At 72.6% G+C, this 16,187-nt stretch carries 14 protein-coding genes; 8 read left to right on the top strand and 6 right to left on the bottom strand.

Annotation, left to right across the window (positions count from 1 at the left end; all coding sequences use genetic code 11):
• Window positions 1-24: 24 nt before the first annotated feature.
• The 7 genes from B7C62_19060 to B7C62_19030 all read left to right on the top strand — a co-directional run bounded on the left by B7C62_19060 (window position 25) and on the right by B7C62_19030 (window position 10,599).
• Window positions 25-831 carry a transcriptional regulator gene (locus B7C62_19060; GenBank protein ID ARF74107.1) on the top strand — a complete coding sequence of 269 codons (807 nt, stop codon included), beginning with the start codon at window positions 25-27 and terminating at the stop codon, window positions 829-831.
• 24 nt (window positions 832-855) lie between these two features.
• Complete coding sequence (locus B7C62_19055) at window positions 856-1,890, top strand: LacI family transcriptional regulator (protein ID ARF74106.1); 1,035 nt, start codon at window positions 856-858, stop codon at window positions 1,888-1,890.
• A gap of 94 nt (window positions 1,891-1,984) precedes the next feature.
• Window positions 1,985-3,019 (top strand): serine protease, encoded by a 1,035-nt coding sequence (locus B7C62_19050; protein ARF74105.1) that lies wholly within the window; start codon window positions 1,985-1,987, stop codon window positions 3,017-3,019.
• A gap of 55 nt (window positions 3,020-3,074) precedes the next feature.
• Window positions 3,075-3,815 (top strand): DNA-binding response regulator, encoded by a 741-nt coding sequence (locus B7C62_19045; GenBank protein ID ARF74104.1) that lies wholly within the window; start codon window positions 3,075-3,077, stop codon window positions 3,813-3,815.
• On the top strand, window positions 3,812-5,278 hold the full coding sequence (locus B7C62_19040; protein ID ARF74103.1) for a two-component sensor histidine kinase: 1,467 nt from the start codon (window positions 3,812-3,814) through the stop codon (window positions 5,276-5,278). Before B7C62_19045 ends, B7C62_19040 begins: the two co-directional genes overlap by 4 nt.
• 263 nt (window positions 5,279-5,541) lie before the next feature.
• A complete protein-coding gene (locus tag B7C62_19035; GenBank protein ID ARF74102.1) occupies window positions 5,542-8,034 on the top strand; it encodes a hypothetical protein in 2,493 nt (830 codons plus the stop codon).
• 219 nt (window positions 8,035-8,253) lie between these two features.
• Window positions 8,254-10,599, top strand: coding sequence for a hypothetical protein (locus B7C62_19030; GenBank protein ARF74101.1), 2,346 nt, complete (start codon window positions 8,254-8,256; stop codon window positions 10,597-10,599).
• Between the two features lie 14 nt (window positions 10,600-10,613).
• Here B7C62_19030 and B7C62_19025 read toward each other — a convergent pair whose 3' ends face one another.
• From B7C62_19025 to B7C62_19015, 3 genes are all read right to left on the bottom strand, one after another.
• A complete protein-coding gene (locus B7C62_19025; GenBank protein ID ARF74100.1) occupies window positions 10,614-11,555 on the bottom strand; it encodes a phospholipase in 942 nt (313 codons plus the stop codon).
• A gap of 214 nt (window positions 11,556-11,769) precedes the next feature.
• Window positions 11,770-12,222, bottom strand: a complete 453-nt coding sequence (locus B7C62_19020; GenBank protein ARF74099.1) for a hypothetical protein — start codon at window positions 12,220-12,222, stop codon at window positions 11,770-11,772.
• Window positions 12,223-12,350: 128 nt separating this feature from the next.
• Window positions 12,351-12,686: an anti-sigma factor gene (locus B7C62_19015; GenBank protein ARF74098.1), complete on the bottom strand. Its 336-nt coding sequence runs from the start codon at window positions 12,684-12,686 to the stop codon at window positions 12,351-12,353.
• 101 nt (window positions 12,687-12,787) lie between these two features.
• Between B7C62_19015 and B7C62_19010 the strand changes: the two genes are divergently transcribed.
• Window positions 12,788-13,765, top strand: a complete 978-nt coding sequence (locus B7C62_19010; GenBank protein ID ARF74097.1) for an AraC family transcriptional regulator — start codon at window positions 12,788-12,790, stop codon at window positions 13,763-13,765.
• A 254-nt stretch (window positions 13,766-14,019) separates the two neighbouring features.
• Here the strand turns inward: B7C62_19010 and B7C62_19005 are convergent, their stop codons facing one another.
• The 3 genes from B7C62_19005 to B7C62_18995 form a co-directional block, all read right to left on the bottom strand.
• Window positions 14,020-14,958 carry a MerR family transcriptional regulator gene (locus tag B7C62_19005; protein ARF74096.1) on the bottom strand — a complete coding sequence of 313 codons (939 nt, stop codon included), beginning with the start codon at window positions 14,956-14,958 and terminating at the stop codon, window positions 14,020-14,022.
• A gap of 258 nt (window positions 14,959-15,216) precedes the next feature.
• Entirely contained in the window at window positions 15,217-15,426 is a 210-nt protein-coding gene (locus B7C62_19000) for a hypothetical protein (GenBank protein ARF74095.1), read from the bottom strand.
• A gap of 118 nt (window positions 15,427-15,544) precedes the next feature.
• Window positions 15,545-15,958 carry a hypothetical protein gene (locus B7C62_18995; GenBank protein ARF74094.1) on the bottom strand — a complete coding sequence of 138 codons (414 nt, stop codon included), beginning with the start codon at window positions 15,956-15,958 and terminating at the stop codon, window positions 15,545-15,547.
• Window positions 15,959-16,187: the final 229 nt, after the last annotated feature.

Raw genomic sequence — 16,187 nt, 5'->3', positions numbered from 1 at the left:
ACCGAACCAGGCAGGTGGGCGGCGATGAGTTCACTGCTGCTTCTGACGAACGCACTCCAGCCGTCGACGGAGGTGCTCCCCGCCCTCGGGCTCCTGCTCCACAGCGTGCGGGTGGCCCCCGCCGAGGGCCCGGCCCTGGTGGACACCCCGGGCGCCGACGTGATCCTTGTCGACGGGCGCCGCGACCTCCCCCAGGTCCGCTCGCTCTGCCAGCTGCTGCGCTCCACCGGGCCCGGCTGTCCGCTGATCCTCGTCGTCACCGAGGGCGGTCTCGCGGCCGTCACCGCCGACTGGGGCATTGACGACGTCCTGCTGGACACGGCGGGACCGGCCGAGGTCGAGGCCCGGCTGCGGCTGGCCACCGGCCGGCAGCAGATCACCTCCGACGACTCCCCGATGGAGATCCGCAACGGTGATCTCTCGGTGGACGAGGCCACCTACAGCGCGAAACTCAAGGGCCGGGTCCTGGACCTGACCTTCAAGGAATTCGAACTGCTGAAATACCTGGCCCAGCATCCGGGCCGGGTATTCACCCGTGCCCAGCTCCTCCAGGAGGTCTGGGGATACGACTACTTCGGCGGTACGCGGACGGTCGACGTCCACGTCCGGCGGCTGCGCGCCAAGCTCGGCCCCGAGCACGAGTCGCTGATCGGGACCGTCCGCAACGTCGGCTACCGCTTCGTCGTACCGGAGAAGGTCGAGCGCGCCGCTGAGGAGGCGAAGGAGCGGGCCGCCGGACGGCAGAAGGCGGACGGGCCCGTCGCCCGTTCGGAGCAGTCGTCCTCGGCCACCGAAACGGAAGAAGCCCCGGTCCGGGCTGCCAAGGGATAGGTCCATCCGCGTAGACTGCCGCGCGTGGCCAAGGTGACGCGGGACGATGTGGCGAGACTGGCGGGTACGTCGACCGCGGTGGTCAGTTACGTCATCAACAACGGACCCCGGCCGGTCGCCCCGGCCACGCGCGAGCGGGTGCTCGCCGCGATCAAGCAGCTGGGGTACCGGCCCGACCGGGTCGCCCAGGCCATGGCCTCGCGGCGGACCGATCTCATAGGCATGATCGTCCCCGACGCCCGGCAGCCGTTCTTCGCGGAGATGGCGCACGCGGTCGAACAGGCCGCCGCCGAGCGCGGGAAAATGGTGCTCGTCGGCAACTCCGACTACCGCGACGAGCGCGAGGTCCACTACCTCCGCGCCTTCCTCGGGATGCGCGTCTCCGGGCTGATCCTGGTCAGCCAGGGCCCCAGCGAGCGGGCGGCGGCGGAGATCGAGGCGTGGGACGCCCGGGTCGTGCTGCTGCACGAGCGCCCGGAGGCGATCGACGACGTGGCGGTGGTCACGGACGACGTCGGCGGCGCCCAGCTCGCCACCCGCCATCTGCTGGAGCACGGCCACCCGTACGTGGCGTGCCTCGGCGGCACCGAGGAGACCCCGGCGGTCGGTGACCCGGTCGCGGACCACGTCGAGGGGTGGCGCCGGGCGATGCAGGAGTCCGGCCGCTCGACGGAGGGCCGGCTGTTCCAGGCCCCGTACAACCGGTACGACGCCTATCAGGTGGCCCTCGGCCTGCTCTCCGGCCCGGACCGCCCCCCGGCGATCTTCTGCGCCACGGACGACCAGGCCATCGGGGTGCTGCGGGCGGCGCGCGAGCTGCGCATCGACGTGCCGGGTGAGCTGGCGGTGGCGGGCTTCGACGACGTGAAGGAGGCCGGGCTCACCGATCCGCCGCTGACCACGGTCTTCTCGGACCGCCCGGCGATGGCGCGGGCGGCGGTGGACCTGGTGCTGGACGACGCGCTCCGGGTCGTGGGCTCGCGGCGGGAGCGGCTGAAGCAGTTCCCCTCGGCGCTGGTGATCCGGCGCTCGTGCGGGTGCGGGGAGCCGACGGCGTAACCCCGGGACCGTCGGTCTTTACAGCGGGCATACGCTGTTCTTCCGGGCTTCTCAGGACGTACTCAGGCTCCTCTCATCTTCGCTCGCGACGCTGATGCACATGACGGAGAGCCCCCGCCCGAGCGGCGCATACACGACGGACCAGGACCCGACCTCGTACCCGTACGACGGCACGACGTACGGCAGCACTTCGTACGACGGCTACCCGCCGCCGCCCCCGTACGCCCCCGGCCGCCGTGAGCGCCCGGCGAAGCGGCCCGCGGTGCTGCTGACGGCGGTCGCCCTCGTGGCGGCGCTGGTCGGCGGCGGTACGGCGACCCTCGTCGGCCAGCTGAACAGTGGCTCCGACGGGGCCACCGGCTCGTCCGGCGCGGTCCGGGGCACCACCGTCTCGCAGAGCAGCAAGGGCACGGTCGCGGGCGTCGCGGAGGCGGTCTCGCCCGCCATCGTCGAGATCGGCGCGGCCTCCTCGGCGGGGAGGTCCACCGGGTCCGGGGTGGTGATCACCGAGGACGGCGAGATCGTCACCAACAACCACGTGATCTCCGGCGCCCAGCAGATCGAGGTCACCCTCTCCACCGGGAAGACCTACACCGCCGATGTCGTGGGCACCGACCCCGACAAGGACCTCGCGCTGATCAAGCTGCGCGGCGCGAGCGGGCTGAAGACGGCCACCCTCGGCGACTCCTCGCAGGTCAAGGTGGGCGACCAGGTCGTGGCGATCGGCTCGCCGGAGGGTCTGACGGGCACGGTCACCAGCGGGATCATCTCCGCGCTGGACCGGGACGTGACCATCGCCAGGGACGACTCCGGCAGCTCGGGGCAGGGCCGGGGCACCGACCGGTGGCCGTTCGAGTTCGGCGGACAGCAGTTCAACGGCGACACCGGCGAGCGGACGACCACGTACAAGGCGCTCCAGACCGACGCCTCCCTCAACCCCGGCAACTCCGGCGGTGCGCTGATCAACATGGACGGCGAGATCATCGGCATCAACTCCGCGATGTACTCGCCCAGTTCGTCGGCGTCCGGCAGCGGTTCGACGGCGGGCAGCGTGGGCCTCGGCTTCGCGATCCCGGTGGACACGCTCAAGGCCGACCTGGACACCCTGCGCGCGGGGAACACCTCCTGACCGTGCGAGGCTGAGACACTCCCACCGGCCGGAACGAGAAGAGGACGACACCGCGATGAGCCCCGCCGAAGACGATCCCCAGCGCATCCTGATCGTCGACGACGAACCGGCCGTACGCGAGGCGTTGCAGCGCAGCCTCGCCTTCGAGGGGTACGGCACCCAGGTGGCGGTCGACGGGTACGACGCCCTGGCGATGGCCGAGGCGTACGGCCCCGACCTCATCGTCCTGGACATCCAGATGCCCCGGATGGACGGCCTCACCGCCGCCCGCCGCATCCGCGCCACCGGCTCCACCACGCCCATCCTCATGCTCACCGCCCGCGACACCGTCGGCGACCGGGTCACCGGCCTCGACGCGGGCGCGGACGACTACCTGGTCAAGCCGTTCGAGCTGGACGAGCTGTTCGCCCGTATCCGGGCCCTGCTGCGCCGCAGCTCGTACGCGTCGGCAGCGGCGGCGGGCGCGCAGTCCCCCGACGACGACGTGCTCTCCTTCGCGGACCTGCGGATGGACCTGGCCACCCGCGAGGTCACCCGGGGCGAACGCCGGGTGGAGCTGACCCGTACGGAGTTCACGCTCCTGGAGATGTTCCTCTCCCACCCGCGCCAGGTGCTGACCCGGGAGCAGATCCTCAAGGCGGTCTGGGGCTTCGACTTCGAGCCGAGCTCCAACTCCCTGGACGTGTACGTGATGTACCTGCGCCGCAAGACGGAGGCGGGCGGCGAACCGCGCCTCGTCCACACCGTACGCGGGGTGGGTTACGCGCTCCGCACGGACGGGAGCGGCGAGGCGTGAGCACCGCGGAATCCCCGGTGGGCGAGGCGGCTCCCGCCAGGAAGGGGCTCGTACGGCGCTTCCGCACCCTGCCCCTGCGCTCCCGGCTCGCGATCCTCGTGGCCACGGCGGTCGCGGTGGCGGTCGCGGCGGTGGCGGTGGCGTGCTGGTTCGTGACCCGGGACCAGCTGGAGGACCAGCTCGACGACTCCCTGCGCAGCGCGAAGATGGACCACTCGGCCATGCGCGACCTGCTGGCCGCCTGTCTGAGCGGCGGCCAGCTTCCGGCCGAGGAGTTCCCCGGCCAGTACACCGTGCAGGTCGTCGCCGCGAACGGCAGCTACTGCACGGCCCCGAACACCACCCCCGTACCGGCCCGGCCCGCCGATGTCGCCGTGGCGGCCGGGCGGCAGACCGACGCCCTGCACACGACGGAGAACGACGAGGGCAAGGACATGCGGGTCTATACCCGCAAGCTGCCGGTCGTCAGCTCCGGCCAGGCGAACACCCAGCTCGCCGTCTCGGTGGCCCGCCCGCTGAGCGAGATCGACGCACCCCTCTCCACCCTCGCCTGGGTGCTGGCCCTCGTCGGCGGTGTCGGCGCCGTCGGCGCGGGAGCGGCCGGACTCTGGGTGGCGCGGGCGGGGCTGCGCCCGGTGGACGAGCTGACCCAGGCCGTCGAACACGTGGCGCGCACCGAGGACTTGACCGTACGCATCCCGGTCGACGGCGAGGACGAGATCGCCCGCCTGTCGAACTCCTTCAACTCCATGGCGGCGCAGCTCGCCTCCTCGCGCGACCGCCAGGCCCAGCTGATCGCGGACGCGGGCCACGAGCTGCGCACCCCGCTCACCTCGCTGCGGACCAACGTGGAGCTGCTGGCGCGCAGCGACGAGACGGGCCGGGTGATCCCGCCGGACGACCGCAAGGCGCTGATGGCCTCGGTCAAGGCCCAGATGACGGAGCTGGCCGCCCTGATCGGCGACCTCCAGGAGCTGGCCCGCCCCGACGCCGCCCAGCCCGGCCCGCTCCAGGTGGTGGCCCTGCACGACATCACCCGTACCGCTCTGCAACGCGCCCGCCTGCGCGGCCCCGAGCTGACGATCACCGACGAGCTGGCCCCCTGGTACGTACGGGCCGAACCGGCGGCCCTGGAGCGGGCGATCGTCAACGTCCTGGACAACGCGGTGAAGTTCAGCCCGCCCCGCGCCACGATCGACGTGCGTCTGCACCGGGGCGAGCTGACGGTACGGGACCGGGGCCCCGGCATCCCCGCCGAGGAACTCCCGCACGTCTTCGAACGCTTCTGGCGCTCCCCGTCCGCCCGCCAGCTCCCCGGCTCGGGTCTCGGCCTGTCCATCGTGGCCCGTACGGTGCAGCAGGCGGGCGGCGAGATCACGCTCCGCCCGGCCCCGGACGACGGGCCCGGCACGGTCGCGGCGATCAGACTGCCGGGGGCGCCTACGCCGCCGCCGGGGATGTAGGGCCCCGGGGGCTGAGACCGGGGTCTCGTTCTCGGCCATGGCCTGGACCGATCCGCCCGACGGATGTGAAGGTAGATCACCGGACACATCGTCAACAGGGGGATGTCGTATGCGCGTCCGTTCCACCGGGGCCGGAACGGCCACCGGTCTCTCCGTGCGCGACCGGGACGGCCGGGCCGACCGGGACGCCGTGTGCGACCGGGCCGACCGAGACGACCGGAACGCCCGGGCCGACCGGGACGCCCGGGTCGACCGAGACGCCCATGCCGACCGAGACAACCAGGGAGCGTGTCGGCATGCTCGGTGAGCTCGGCGACCGCTCCCCGCGCCAGGTCGGCCCGTACCGCGTCCTCGCGCGGCTGGGGTCGGGCGGCATGGGCGAGGTCCACCTCGGCGCCGACCTGCGGCCCGGCGGTCCGGGTGGCGGCGCGCCTCAGCTCGCCGCCGTGAAGACGATCCGGGCGGAGCTGGCCGGGGACCCCGCGTTCCGTGACCGCTTCCGCCGCGAGATCGGGACGGCCCGCTCCGTCGACAGCCGCTCCACCGCCCGGCTGCTGGCCGGTGACGCGGACGCGGCGGTGCCCTGGCTGGCCACCGAGTACGTGGCGGGCCCGACGCTGGAGCGGGCGGTGCGCGTGGCGGGCCCGCTGCCCCTCGCGACGGTCCGGGGCCTCGGCCTGCGGCTCGCCCGCGCCCTGCGCTCCATCCACCACGCCCGCGTCCAGCACCGCGACCTGAAACCGGCGAACGTCCTCCTCGGCGCCGACGGCCCCAAGGTCATCGACTTCGGCATCGCCCGCGCGTTCGGCGCCACCACGATGACGGCGACGGGCGCGATGATCGGCTCGCCGGGCTACATGTCCCCGGAGCACGTCCTCGGCGGACAGCACGTGGTCGCCTCGTCGGACGTCTTCTGCCTCGCCTCCGTGCTCTGCTTCGCGGCCACCGGGCAGAGCCCCTTCGGGAGCGGGCCGGTGGGTGCGGTGCTGTACCGGATCTCGCAGGCGGAGGCCGAACTCACCGACGTACCGGCCGAGTTGCGTGAGCTGATCGAGGACTGCCTGAGCCCCGACCCGTCGTCCCGCCCGGACGCGGCCGTCCTGGAGTCCCGGTTCCGCGCGGCGGAGGAGGCCGCGGCCACGGCGGAGGGGAACGCCCTTGCCTGGCCGCCGGAGGTCGCGGCGCTGATCACACGGTACGAGGACGAACTGGCGCGGGTCGTCGCCGATGCGGGCCCGCTCGCCGGACCCGTCGTCCCGACGATGCCGGGCGCCGCCCCGGTCCACAGCGCGCAGACCGTCACGGGCCCGCCGCCGCCCCCGGCCGCCCCACCAGGACCGCCGGGGCCGCCCGCCGATCGCCGCCGCTTCAGCCGCCGTACGGTCGCGGCCGTCGTCGCCGGGGCCCTCGTGGTCGGCGTGCTCGCCGCGGTCGGCCTGCGGTCCTGGCAGGACGGCCGGGAGGACCGGGCCGGTTCGGACGCCGCCCCGCCCGCCGCCGGACCGTCCCCCTCGCCCTCCCGGGCCCCCGCGCCCCTGGCGGGCGTGGACCAGCACGGCGTCGAGCGCACCCGGTACTTCCCCGCCGACGAGGCCGCCCGCCCCGACGGCTGGAAGCCGTGGGGCACCACGATGAAGGGCCGCCCCTGGTCCTGCGCGCTCAACAGCAAGGCCCTGGTCTGCCGGACCTTCTACGGCGGCCTGGAGGCGGTGAGCGCGTCCGACGGGAAGCCGCTCTGGACCGCGCCCTCGTCCTCTCCCGGCGCGAAGCCGGGGATGTCGGCCCGCGGTCTGGTCCTGCCCGGCCGCCCCACCCACCCGGTGATCCACGCCGACACGGTCGTCTCCGCCGAGGGAACAGTCCTGCGGGGCAGGAACGTGCTGGACGGCACGGTCCGCTGGGAGAAGGACCTGAAGAACGTACCGCAGCAGGAGGACACGGGCTTCGCGGCGGACGTCTTCCTGGGCGACGGCGTCGCCTTCTTCAGCAGTCTCAGCGTGGGCGCCCAGGTGGTCGCCGCCTACGACGCCGTCACCGGCAAGGAGCTCTGGACGCGTTCACTGGCCTCGGCCGACGGCCCGCTCGCCGCCCAGGGGATCTACGCGGCCGACTCGTTCGTGGCCGGACGGCTCATCGCCCGGACCGAGGGCGGCCTGACCGCCTTCGACGCGCGGACCGGGAAGCCGACCTATCTGTCCCTGCCCGGCGGCGCCGACTGCACGGCGGTCCGTGAACACGACGGCCGGGTGCTGTGCGACGTCGAGGGGGACGGCACCAAGGTGCTCGACGCCAAGACCCTGAAGCAGGTGCCCATCGCGCAGCGGAAGGTCGGCGACGCCGCGGCTCCGGCCCGGGACGCGATCTCCACCGGTTCCGGTCAGTACCGGCTCGGAACGGAGAGGTACGCCTCCGAGGTGAACCTCACCGCCCTGGGCGTCCCGCCCTCCGAGGGCAGGCCGCGCAGCGTCGGCACCCCCACCGGGGGAAGGTCCGAGGCGACGATCGCCGGGTCCACGGCGGTGTTCGCCGACAACCGCTACCTGTACACGCTGCCGGTCGAGGGTGGCAGCGAGCGGAAGCGGACCGCGATCGAGGGGGCGCCGGGCGATTCCACCCCCGACCCCGGCCCCGACGCCGCCGACGACTTCGACAACATCAACGGGCACACGTGGGAGACGCAGGTGCTGTCGGTCGGCGGGGTGCTCTTCATCGCCTTCCACGACGGGACTCTCCGCTCGATCGAGATCCCCGGCTGAGCGGGGCGGGGGCCGGGGGGCTGGTGCTGCCCCCACCGGCCCGCCCACCGCAGCACCCGTCCATCCGGTCGGCCTCCGCCCCGCTGACCGTTCTCCGCCCCTCCTGACCATCGTCCTCCGCCCCACCGCCGTACCCCACCCCCCGCTGCCCTACCGGGAACCGTCCCCACCGCCGTACACGTCCTCCGCCCCACCGAAGTCCCGCCATTCGCGCCCGACTTGGAGCCGCTCACCGTGCTGCGCCCGCTCGACGCCCATGCCCCGTACGACGTCGGCCCCTACCGGCTGCTCGCCGGTCTCGGCTCCGGCGGTATGGGCACGGTCCACCTCGCCCTTCCGCCCGGCGGCGGCCCCGCCGACCTCGTGGCCCTGAAGACGGTCCGCGCGGACCTGGAGCTGGAGGGCGACTTCCGGCTCCGCTTCCGGCGCGAGGCGCAGGCGGCCCGCGCGGTGCGGAGCCCGTACGTCTCGGCGCTCGTCGCCGCCGACCCGGACGCCCAACGACCGTGGCTGGCAACGGAGTACGTCGTCGGCCCCGCGCTCGACGAGGCGGTGGCCCGGGCGGGCGCGCTGCCCGTACCGGTCGTACGGAAGCTCGGCGTGGCCCTCGCCCGGGGGCTGGCCGCCGTCCACGGCGCGCGGCTGGTGCACCGGGACCTGAAGCCCGCCAACGTGGTGCTCGGGGCGCACGGCCCGCGCCTCATCGACTTCGGCATCGCCCAGGCGTACGACGCGACCGCGCTCACCGCGACCGGCATCATGGTGGGCTCGCCGGGCTTCATGTCGCCCGAACATGTGGCGGGGGACCGTTCGGTGACCGCCGCGTCGGACGTGTTCTGCCTCGGGGCCGTCCTCTGCTTCGCCGCGACCGGACAAGGCCCCTTCCAGGACAGCGAGTTGGCCGCCGTCGTGCACCGTATCGCGCAGGGAAAGGCTGATCTCTCGCTGCTGCCCGATGAGTTGGCGGAGGTGGTCGGCGCCTGTCTGCACCGGGACCCGGCGCGGCGGCCGACCACCGGCGAGCTGATCCGGGCCCTCGACCCGGCGGCGGGAGCACCCCGCCCCGGCGCCTCTCCGCCACCGCCCACCGGACCCTTCGGCTGGCCGGACGGGGTGCGGACCGTGATCGGGGAGTACGAACTCGCCGTCGGCCGGGCCCTGATCGCGCCCCCGCCGCCTTCCGCACCGCCCACGCCCGCTCCACCGCCCTCCGCTCCCCCGGAGACCGCCCCGGCGGCGCCCGGCCCTCGGCGCTCCCGGCGCCTGCGGTGGGCCCTGGGCATCGGCGCGGGCCTGCTGACCGCCGCCCTGGCCGCCGTACTGGTACCGCCGCTGCTGCCCGGCGCGGGTGACACGGGCAACGGCGCGGGCGCGAGCCCCGGGGCAGGAGCGGCGACGGGGGCGGCCCCGGGAAGCGCGTCCCCCCGTAACACCGCTCCCACCGAACCGGACCCCGCCCAGCCCGCCGCCCCGGTCGTCACCAGCGCGATGACCGACTTCGGCCCCGGCGCCCGGGACCGCAACCGCCTCCCGGAGGGCTGGTCTCCGTGGTCCTCCTCCTTCGAGGACGCGGGCGAGCCGCTGGAGTGCGCGCTCGGCGGCAAAGCCCTCGTCTGCCGACTGCACGACGAGGACCGGCGGCTGCTGTGGCTGGAGGCGCGGGACGCGTCCGACGGCAGCGCCCTGTGGCGCTACCCGGCGAAGGGGGCGGAGACCGGGAACGCCTCGGTGGGCGGCCTCGATCTCGACGGGCGGTACGCCTACGTCTCGGCGGCGGACGGGGAGGGCTTCGCCGTGCTGAGCCTCGACGACGGCAAGCAGGTGGCGGAGCTGCCCGGCCGGAGCGGCTATCTCCCCACGCGCGCCCGGGTCCACGAAGGGCAGGTCTTCACCTCGTACGTGGAGACGGACGGCGAGGGGTCATCGACCCGGGTACTGCTCCGGGCCCACACGCTCCGGGACGGGGACCGCGAGCAGCAGTGGGAACGCGAGATCGCGGGGGTCTTCCCGCAGTCCCTGGACATCGTGGGGGACCGCGTCTGGGTGGACGGCCCGACAGGGAGCCACGCCCTGGACCGGAGGACCGGGAAGTCCCTGGCCGAGGTGCCGGACCACTGCCGGCTCCCGGCCCGGGGCGCGCGCCATGCCCTGTGTCCCGACGGAGTACGGGAGGCGGCCACCCTGAAGGAGGTCAGCGGCGCGCGGGTGGGCTCACCGTCCGCCGTGAGCGCCGACGGCCTCGCCCTGCACCGGGGCGAGGGGCTCCGGGAGGGCTCCCCCTACCTGGAGGCGGTGGACCTGCGGACCGGCCGGGCGAAGTGGTGGACGCCGTGGACGCCCGGTGATCCGGTGCTGGTGGCCGGAGAGACCGTACTGACGCTGAAGGGGTCGGGCGCGCGCCTCCTCGCCCTCGACACCGGCAAGGAGACGCGCTCCCAGTCGTACAACGGCTGGCCCCGGGGGCGGACCGACACCGCCGAACGCCCCACCACCGTGATGCTGTCCGGCGGGGCCCTGTTCGCCACCTTCGCCGACGGTACGGTGCTCTCCGTGTACGCGCCCTGAGCCGCGGGAGCCGGTCACACGGGGTTGTGCCGGATCAGCGACTCCACCAGCCCGGACCGGTTGTTCGGGTAGTCGAGCGGGATGATGCCGAGCCCGGTCCATCCGGTGGTCTCGGAACGCCCGAGGAAGGAGTGCACCTGCGGGTTGAGCCGGTCGGCGTTCCAGCGGGGCGGCATCAGGGCGGCGGTGGAGACGTAGTTCATGTAGAACTTGCCCGGCTGCTGGGCCGCCTTGCGGAACTGGGCTTCGATCTTGCGGTACTTGGCGAACGGCTCGGCCATGTAGTCGTCCTGGATGTCGAAGACGGCCGGATCACCGTAACGCACCCCGGGCAGACCGCCGTTGTCGGCCAGCAGCACCACCTTGCCCCGCGCCCCGCCGAGCGAGGGCAGCGCCGGGTCCAGCCGGAACAGCGACCGCCACCCCCGCCCGTCGAGGTAGTCGTCGAAGACCGCCCGGAACGCGGCGTCGCTCTCGGAGGAGTACTCCTGCTTGACCCGCATCAGCACGGTCTCGCTCGGCCGCGCGGCCAGGAAGTCCCGGCAGGCGATGAGGACATCGCCGAACATCATGTTCTGGAACGCGGCCCCGTGGTGGATCGCGAACGACCCCCCGGTGATCCGGCACCGTACGTCGAGGAAGCGGATGCCGCTCTGCAACTGCTGCGCGATCGTGGTGTTCTGACACTCCGACCAGGGACCGCCGAACCGCGCGCCCGAGTCGTGCGTACCGGGGATCGTGAGCCGCTGGAGCGCGGTGGTGTCGGGCAGAGCGCCCATCCAGTCCTGCGTCCCCCGGACCGCGCGGGCCGCCCGGCCCGTGCTCCGGGTGGCGGCGACGGCGGGGGCGGCCCCGACGACAGCGGTGGCGGAGACGGCGAGGGCACCGGCCAGGAACCCTCTCCGGGTGCTCAACAGGCTTGATTCGGCAGGGTACTTCGGGGGAACGACGGACATGGGAACGCCTCCAGGGGCCATGGGGGGCAGGCCCTAGGATTCTGACGCGCACACGTCACACCGGGAAGAGGGCGGACCACGGCCTTACGGAACACACCTCCGCCAACAAGCCCGGGCGCGCCCCGCCCCTGACCGAACGAACCCACCGGCCTTGAACCGTGACCGACCGCATAGAGGCACTCCCCGGCCTCCCGCGCAGGGGCGCCCCCGGGCCTCACTCCGGCAGCGCCACCGTGAGATCGACCTCGACGAGCTGCCCGGGGTAGCCGAGCTGTGCGACGCCCAGCAGGGTGCTCGCGGTGGTGAACGCCGATCCGAGACCGGAGGCGTTGAGCCGGGTCCACACCGAGGCGAGCACCGGCCCGTCATCACTCTTCACGTAGATCACCGACCGCACCACGTGGTGCGGCTCGGCGTTCACGGCCGCCAGGGCGGTGAGCGCGTTGGCGGCGACCTGGTCCGCCTGTTCCTCGTGGGAGCCGGAACCGACGAGTTCGCCGTCCGGGCCGAGCGGGCACTGACCCGCCAGATAGGCCGTACGACCGGCCTCCACGACGGTGATGTGGTGGTAGCCGGGTGTGTCGTGCAACTGCTCGGGGTTGATGCGGGTGATCTTCTCCGTCATGCGCCCGAGTCTGCCAAGGACGCGGCGCCCCCCGCACGGCATTTCCCTCCCCCTCCCCCACCGGCACCCCCCGCCGCCCGCCCGAACCCCCGTTGCCGGGCGGACGGCCGCAGGGGCACCTGGCCGCCGGGGCACCCGCCCCGCCGAACCGCCGTCGAGCGGCCGTCGGCTCAGGCGGCCATCAGGGAGATACCGAGCATCCGCGCCCCGGTCTCCGTACGCGGGCGGTGCGCACTGCCCGGCGCGAACACCACGTACGAGCCCGGCCCATGGCGCTCGCCGCCGTCGATCACCTCGCCGCTCAGGACGAAGTACCGTTCCTCGGTGAGGTGTTCGTCGACCTCGGGCCACTCCGTACCGGCGGCGAAATCGATCAGCCAGCCCCGGGCGTACTCCGTGCCCGGCAGCCGACGGCGCAGGATTCCCGGGACCACCTCGTGCGGGTCCACGTCATCGACGTTGACGACGGTCTTCAGCAGGGTGACCGTCTGGGTCTCTTCACTCATGGCCCCACCCTCACCCGGCACGCTCCACCGGGACGAGTGTCTGCCATGACATTGTTGGGTACTTTTATGCCATGACCTCATCGGCCTCATCCCGGCATCAGGTGGTCGCCCTGCTCAACGAGCCGCAGTCGCCCTTCGAGCTCGCCTGCGCGGCCGAAGTGTTCGCAGGCGCCCGACCGGACCTTCCCGCCGCCTACGACTTCGAGGTCTGCACGGCCCGGCCGGGCCGGCTGCGCACCACGACCGGCCCCTCCCTCTTCGTCGAAGCGGGTCTGGAAGCCCTGGAGCGGGCGGACACGGTGATCGTCCCGGGCTGGGAGCCGCCGGGCGGCCCCGTACCGGAGAACGCGCTCGCCGCGCTCCGCGCCGCGCACGGGCGCGGGGCGCGGGTCGTGTCGATCTGCGCGGGGGCGTTCGTGCTCGCCCGGGCCGGGCTGCTGGCGGGCCGCAGCGCGGTCACGCACTGGCGGCGCACGGCCCAACTGGCGGCGGAATTCCCCGAGGTGGACGTCGTCGCGGACGTGCTCTACGTCGACCACGGCGACGTGGCGACCAGCGCGGGCAGCGGCGCGGGCATCGACCTCTGCCTCCACCTCGTACGGACCGACCACGGCACCGCCTACGCCGCCCAGGTGGCCCGCAGCATGGTCCTGCCGCCGCACCGGGAGGGAGGCCAGCTCCAGTACGCGGCCGGACCGGCCCTCTCCGGTACGGACGAGTCGCTGGCACCGGTCCTGGAGTGGGCCCTGACCCGGCTGGACCACACGGACCTCTCCGTCGACCGGCTGGCCGACCGCGCGGGGCTCTCGCCGCGCACTTTCGCCCGCCGGTTCGTCCGGCAGCTCGGCACCAGCCCCGGACAGTGGCTGCTCCAGCAGCGCATCGACGCCGCACGGGCCCTGCTGGAGCGGACGGACCTGCCCGTCGAGACGATCGCGGCCCGGGTCGGACTGTCCTCCGCCGTCAACCTCCGACGCCGGTTCCGTACGGCACTGGGCACGACGCCGGGCGCGTACCGGCGCGTCTTCGGCGAGGCTCGGGCGCCGGGTCGTAACGGTGGGCCCGCATCACTGCCCTAGATGAATGAGTCCAAGGGGTGTCTCACGATCAGTGGTCGTAAGCGATCAGCGACCTTTTGACCGGCTGTTCGGTGTGGTCGTTGTGCCAGATCACCGCTGTGAGGGCGAAAATCCGGCACAGGATCCGCGCAACGACACCGGCCGGGCTCTTGCAAGTCTGTCATCACACACCGACATCGGATGCCCCCCGCGCCACGTACGCAGACCACTCCGTGGACCCGTTCAGGAATCGAGAGCGGTCTGCACTGCGGTGCCTATGCGGCGCGGTCATTTCGCAGGGCCTGGATGAGCCAGGGGTACACCGGAATCAGGTTCGGTACTACCTGCCAGCCGTTGACGATCCACACCAGCCGCCAGTACCGCTCCACCCTGGAATCGTGTGCCTCTTCGAACTGCTGGGCCATCCAGTCCCGGAATTCCGTGTCCGGGGTGCGCGCGAACACCTCGGCGAAGCGGTGCACGAGGTCGTCCATGACGGGTACGGCCCTGTTGCTGAGCGGGTCGATGCCCGACTCCATGGCGTCGGCCACTTTCTGACGGGTGAAATCCATCAGTTCCTCGCCCGCTTCGCTCTCGATGTCGAGCGGGCGCCCAGCGGCCTGCCATATGGCCATGCGGCGCATCCTGGCCCGGAAGTCTTCATCGCCGACCAGCCCGGCGAGCTCCACCCACGCGGCGATCTGCTCGCCGGACGGATCCTCGGGGAGGTCGGGAGCGGCAGCGCGAACCATGGCCGTCGCGGCAGGATCGGCATCCACTGTGCCGAAGGTGCCGTCTATGAATTCCTCGATCAGACGTCGGCGTTCCTCGCCGGACAACTGCGTGAGCCTGTGCATGAGCTTGATCTCCTCGGGATCGGACCTGCGTCCGGCCACGACTCTCAGGACACTCCGACGCAGTTGCAGCACCCGGATCTGGACGTCCATGGCGTCGGCGTGCGACGCGGCGACTTCCGCCACTGAGAGCTCGCGGTCCAGTACCCGTTGAATCGTGGCCAGGTCCATGCCCAGCTCGCGCAGTGTGCGCAGGAGTTCCAGACGAAGCAGTGCGTTGAGGTCGTAGAGCCGGTAACCGGCGGGACTTCGGGTGGTCGGCGCTACCACCCCCGAATCGGAGTAGAACCGGATGGTCCTCACGGACAAGCCGGTCCGCCGGGAAAGCTCCCCGATCGAGTAGAGGGTCGTAACGTCCATGTCCCCAACTCTGCTGTCTCCAGTCACTGGAGACTCAAGGCTATTGCCCATCTGGGGCGCCGACCGAGACAGCCTCCGAGTTGCCGAGCACGCGCCACGTGGTTTCCGCTGACCGCCAGAACGACCGGCACGCCGTGCACTCGCGGGGCAGCCATGGCAGCGACGTGTGCCACCCCGTTCGCCGACGGTCTACGGCTACGAGCCCTTGGACTCATTCATCTAGCCCGCGCCCGCACCCGCACCTGCTTCCGGCCAGGGTCAGCCCTGAGCACCGACGGACCGCTCGCCCTGCCCGCTGGAGCCCTTCCGATGGAACAGATGGGGCAGAAGGATGCCGCTGATGCTTCCCGCCGCCAGGCTGACGAGGACGACCATCCACATCGATTGCAGAACATGAACGCAGAGGAAAAACATTGCCAACCAGACGGCACCCTGGCAGAGCCGAAGTATGCGGTCCCGATCCACCATGAGGCCCTTCTCCACGCACAGAAACCGACTGCCGACTGCCGCCCGCCGCCCGCCGGAAGCCACCCGGCAGATCGGCACGAGCCCCCACGGTCCCGCCGAACCAGTATCGGCCAGCCCCCTACGCGCAGTGCGCGCACCTCCCGCACGGCTCGGGCTCCAGGGGCAGAACGGGCAGCAGGGCCGCCGCATCCACCGGAAACACGGGATACGGGCGCACGATCCACTCGCTCCACCCGTCCCCGTGCCGCAACGTGAACCCGCAGGCACGCCCGCGATGCAACGCCCCGATGGCCCGCACCCGCCCCGGCCCCTCGGCCCACCCCAGAACCGGCCGCTCGCCCTCCGGTAACCCGCTGAGCAGGTTCCGCGCCTCCTCCCGAATCCGCCGGATCGCCAGGTCGGGCGTGGCGGCGGAGTACCGCACGAAGCAGTCGGGCTCATCGAGATCCGCGTCCGCCGAACCGTACGTGGACCGCTCGCACCAGTACGCGAACGGGACGGGTTCGACGGGGTCGGGGACGTGATCGAGCATGACGCAGCCTCCTGACGTGACGCCAGGAACGCCCCCTGCCCACGGCCGGCGTGACGAGCTGAGGGAAGGGGGCGCCCCGGTTGAACCTCCCCCAACGGGCGCAGGCGAAAGGGGAGTTGGCCGCCGCATGACGGGGCGGCACGTCTGGAAGCTAGCGTGTCGTGCGGGCGAGTATCAAGTGTTTGACGTCTAACGAGTGATTCTTGGCGAATAAACAAGTTATACAAAC

The organism is Kitasatospora albolonga (assembly GCA_002082585.1).
In the GTDB taxonomy this organism is placed as follows: domain Bacteria; phylum Actinomycetota; class Actinomycetes; order Streptomycetales; family Streptomycetaceae; genus Streptomyces; species Streptomyces stephensoniae.
This window is presented reverse-complemented; position numbering and strand designations above follow the sequence as displayed.

What these genes read in the sequence shown, in the direction of transcription:
- B7C62_19060 (ARF74107.1), top strand. Translation starts at nt 25, where the DNA reads ATGAGTTCACTGCTGCTTCTGACGAACGCACTCCAGCCGTCGACGGAG.
- B7C62_19050 (ARF74105.1), top strand. Translation starts at nt 1,985, where the DNA reads ATGCACATGACGGAGAGCCCCCGCCCGAGCGGCGCATACACGACGGAC.
- B7C62_19045 (ARF74104.1), top strand. Translation starts at nt 3,075, where the DNA reads ATGAGCCCCGCCGAAGACGATCCCCAGCGCATCCTGATCGTCGACGAC.
- B7C62_19035 (ARF74102.1), top strand. Translation starts at nt 5,542, where the DNA reads ATGCCGACCGAGACAACCAGGGAGCGTGTCGGCATGCTCGGTGAGCTC.
- B7C62_19025 (ARF74100.1), bottom strand. Translation starts at nt 11,555, where the DNA reads ATGTCCGTCGTTCCCCCGAAGTACCCTGCCGAATCAAGCCTGTTGAGC.
- B7C62_19020 (ARF74099.1), bottom strand. Translation starts at nt 12,222, where the DNA reads ATGCCGTGCGGGGGGCGCCGCGTCCTTGGCAGACTCGGGCGCATGACG.
- B7C62_19015 (ARF74098.1), bottom strand. Translation starts at nt 12,686, where the DNA reads ATGAGTGAAGAGACCCAGACGGTCACCCTGCTGAAGACCGTCGTCAAC.
- B7C62_19005 (ARF74096.1), bottom strand. Translation starts at nt 14,958, where the DNA reads ATGGACGTTACGACCCTCTACTCGATCGGGGAGCTTTCCCGGCGGACC.
- B7C62_19000 (ARF74095.1), bottom strand. Translation starts at nt 15,426, where the DNA reads ATGGTGGATCGGGACCGCATACTTCGGCTCTGCCAGGGTGCCGTCTGG.
- B7C62_18995 (ARF74094.1), bottom strand. Translation starts at nt 15,958, where the DNA reads ATGCTCGATCACGTCCCCGACCCCGTCGAACCCGTCCCGTTCGCGTAC.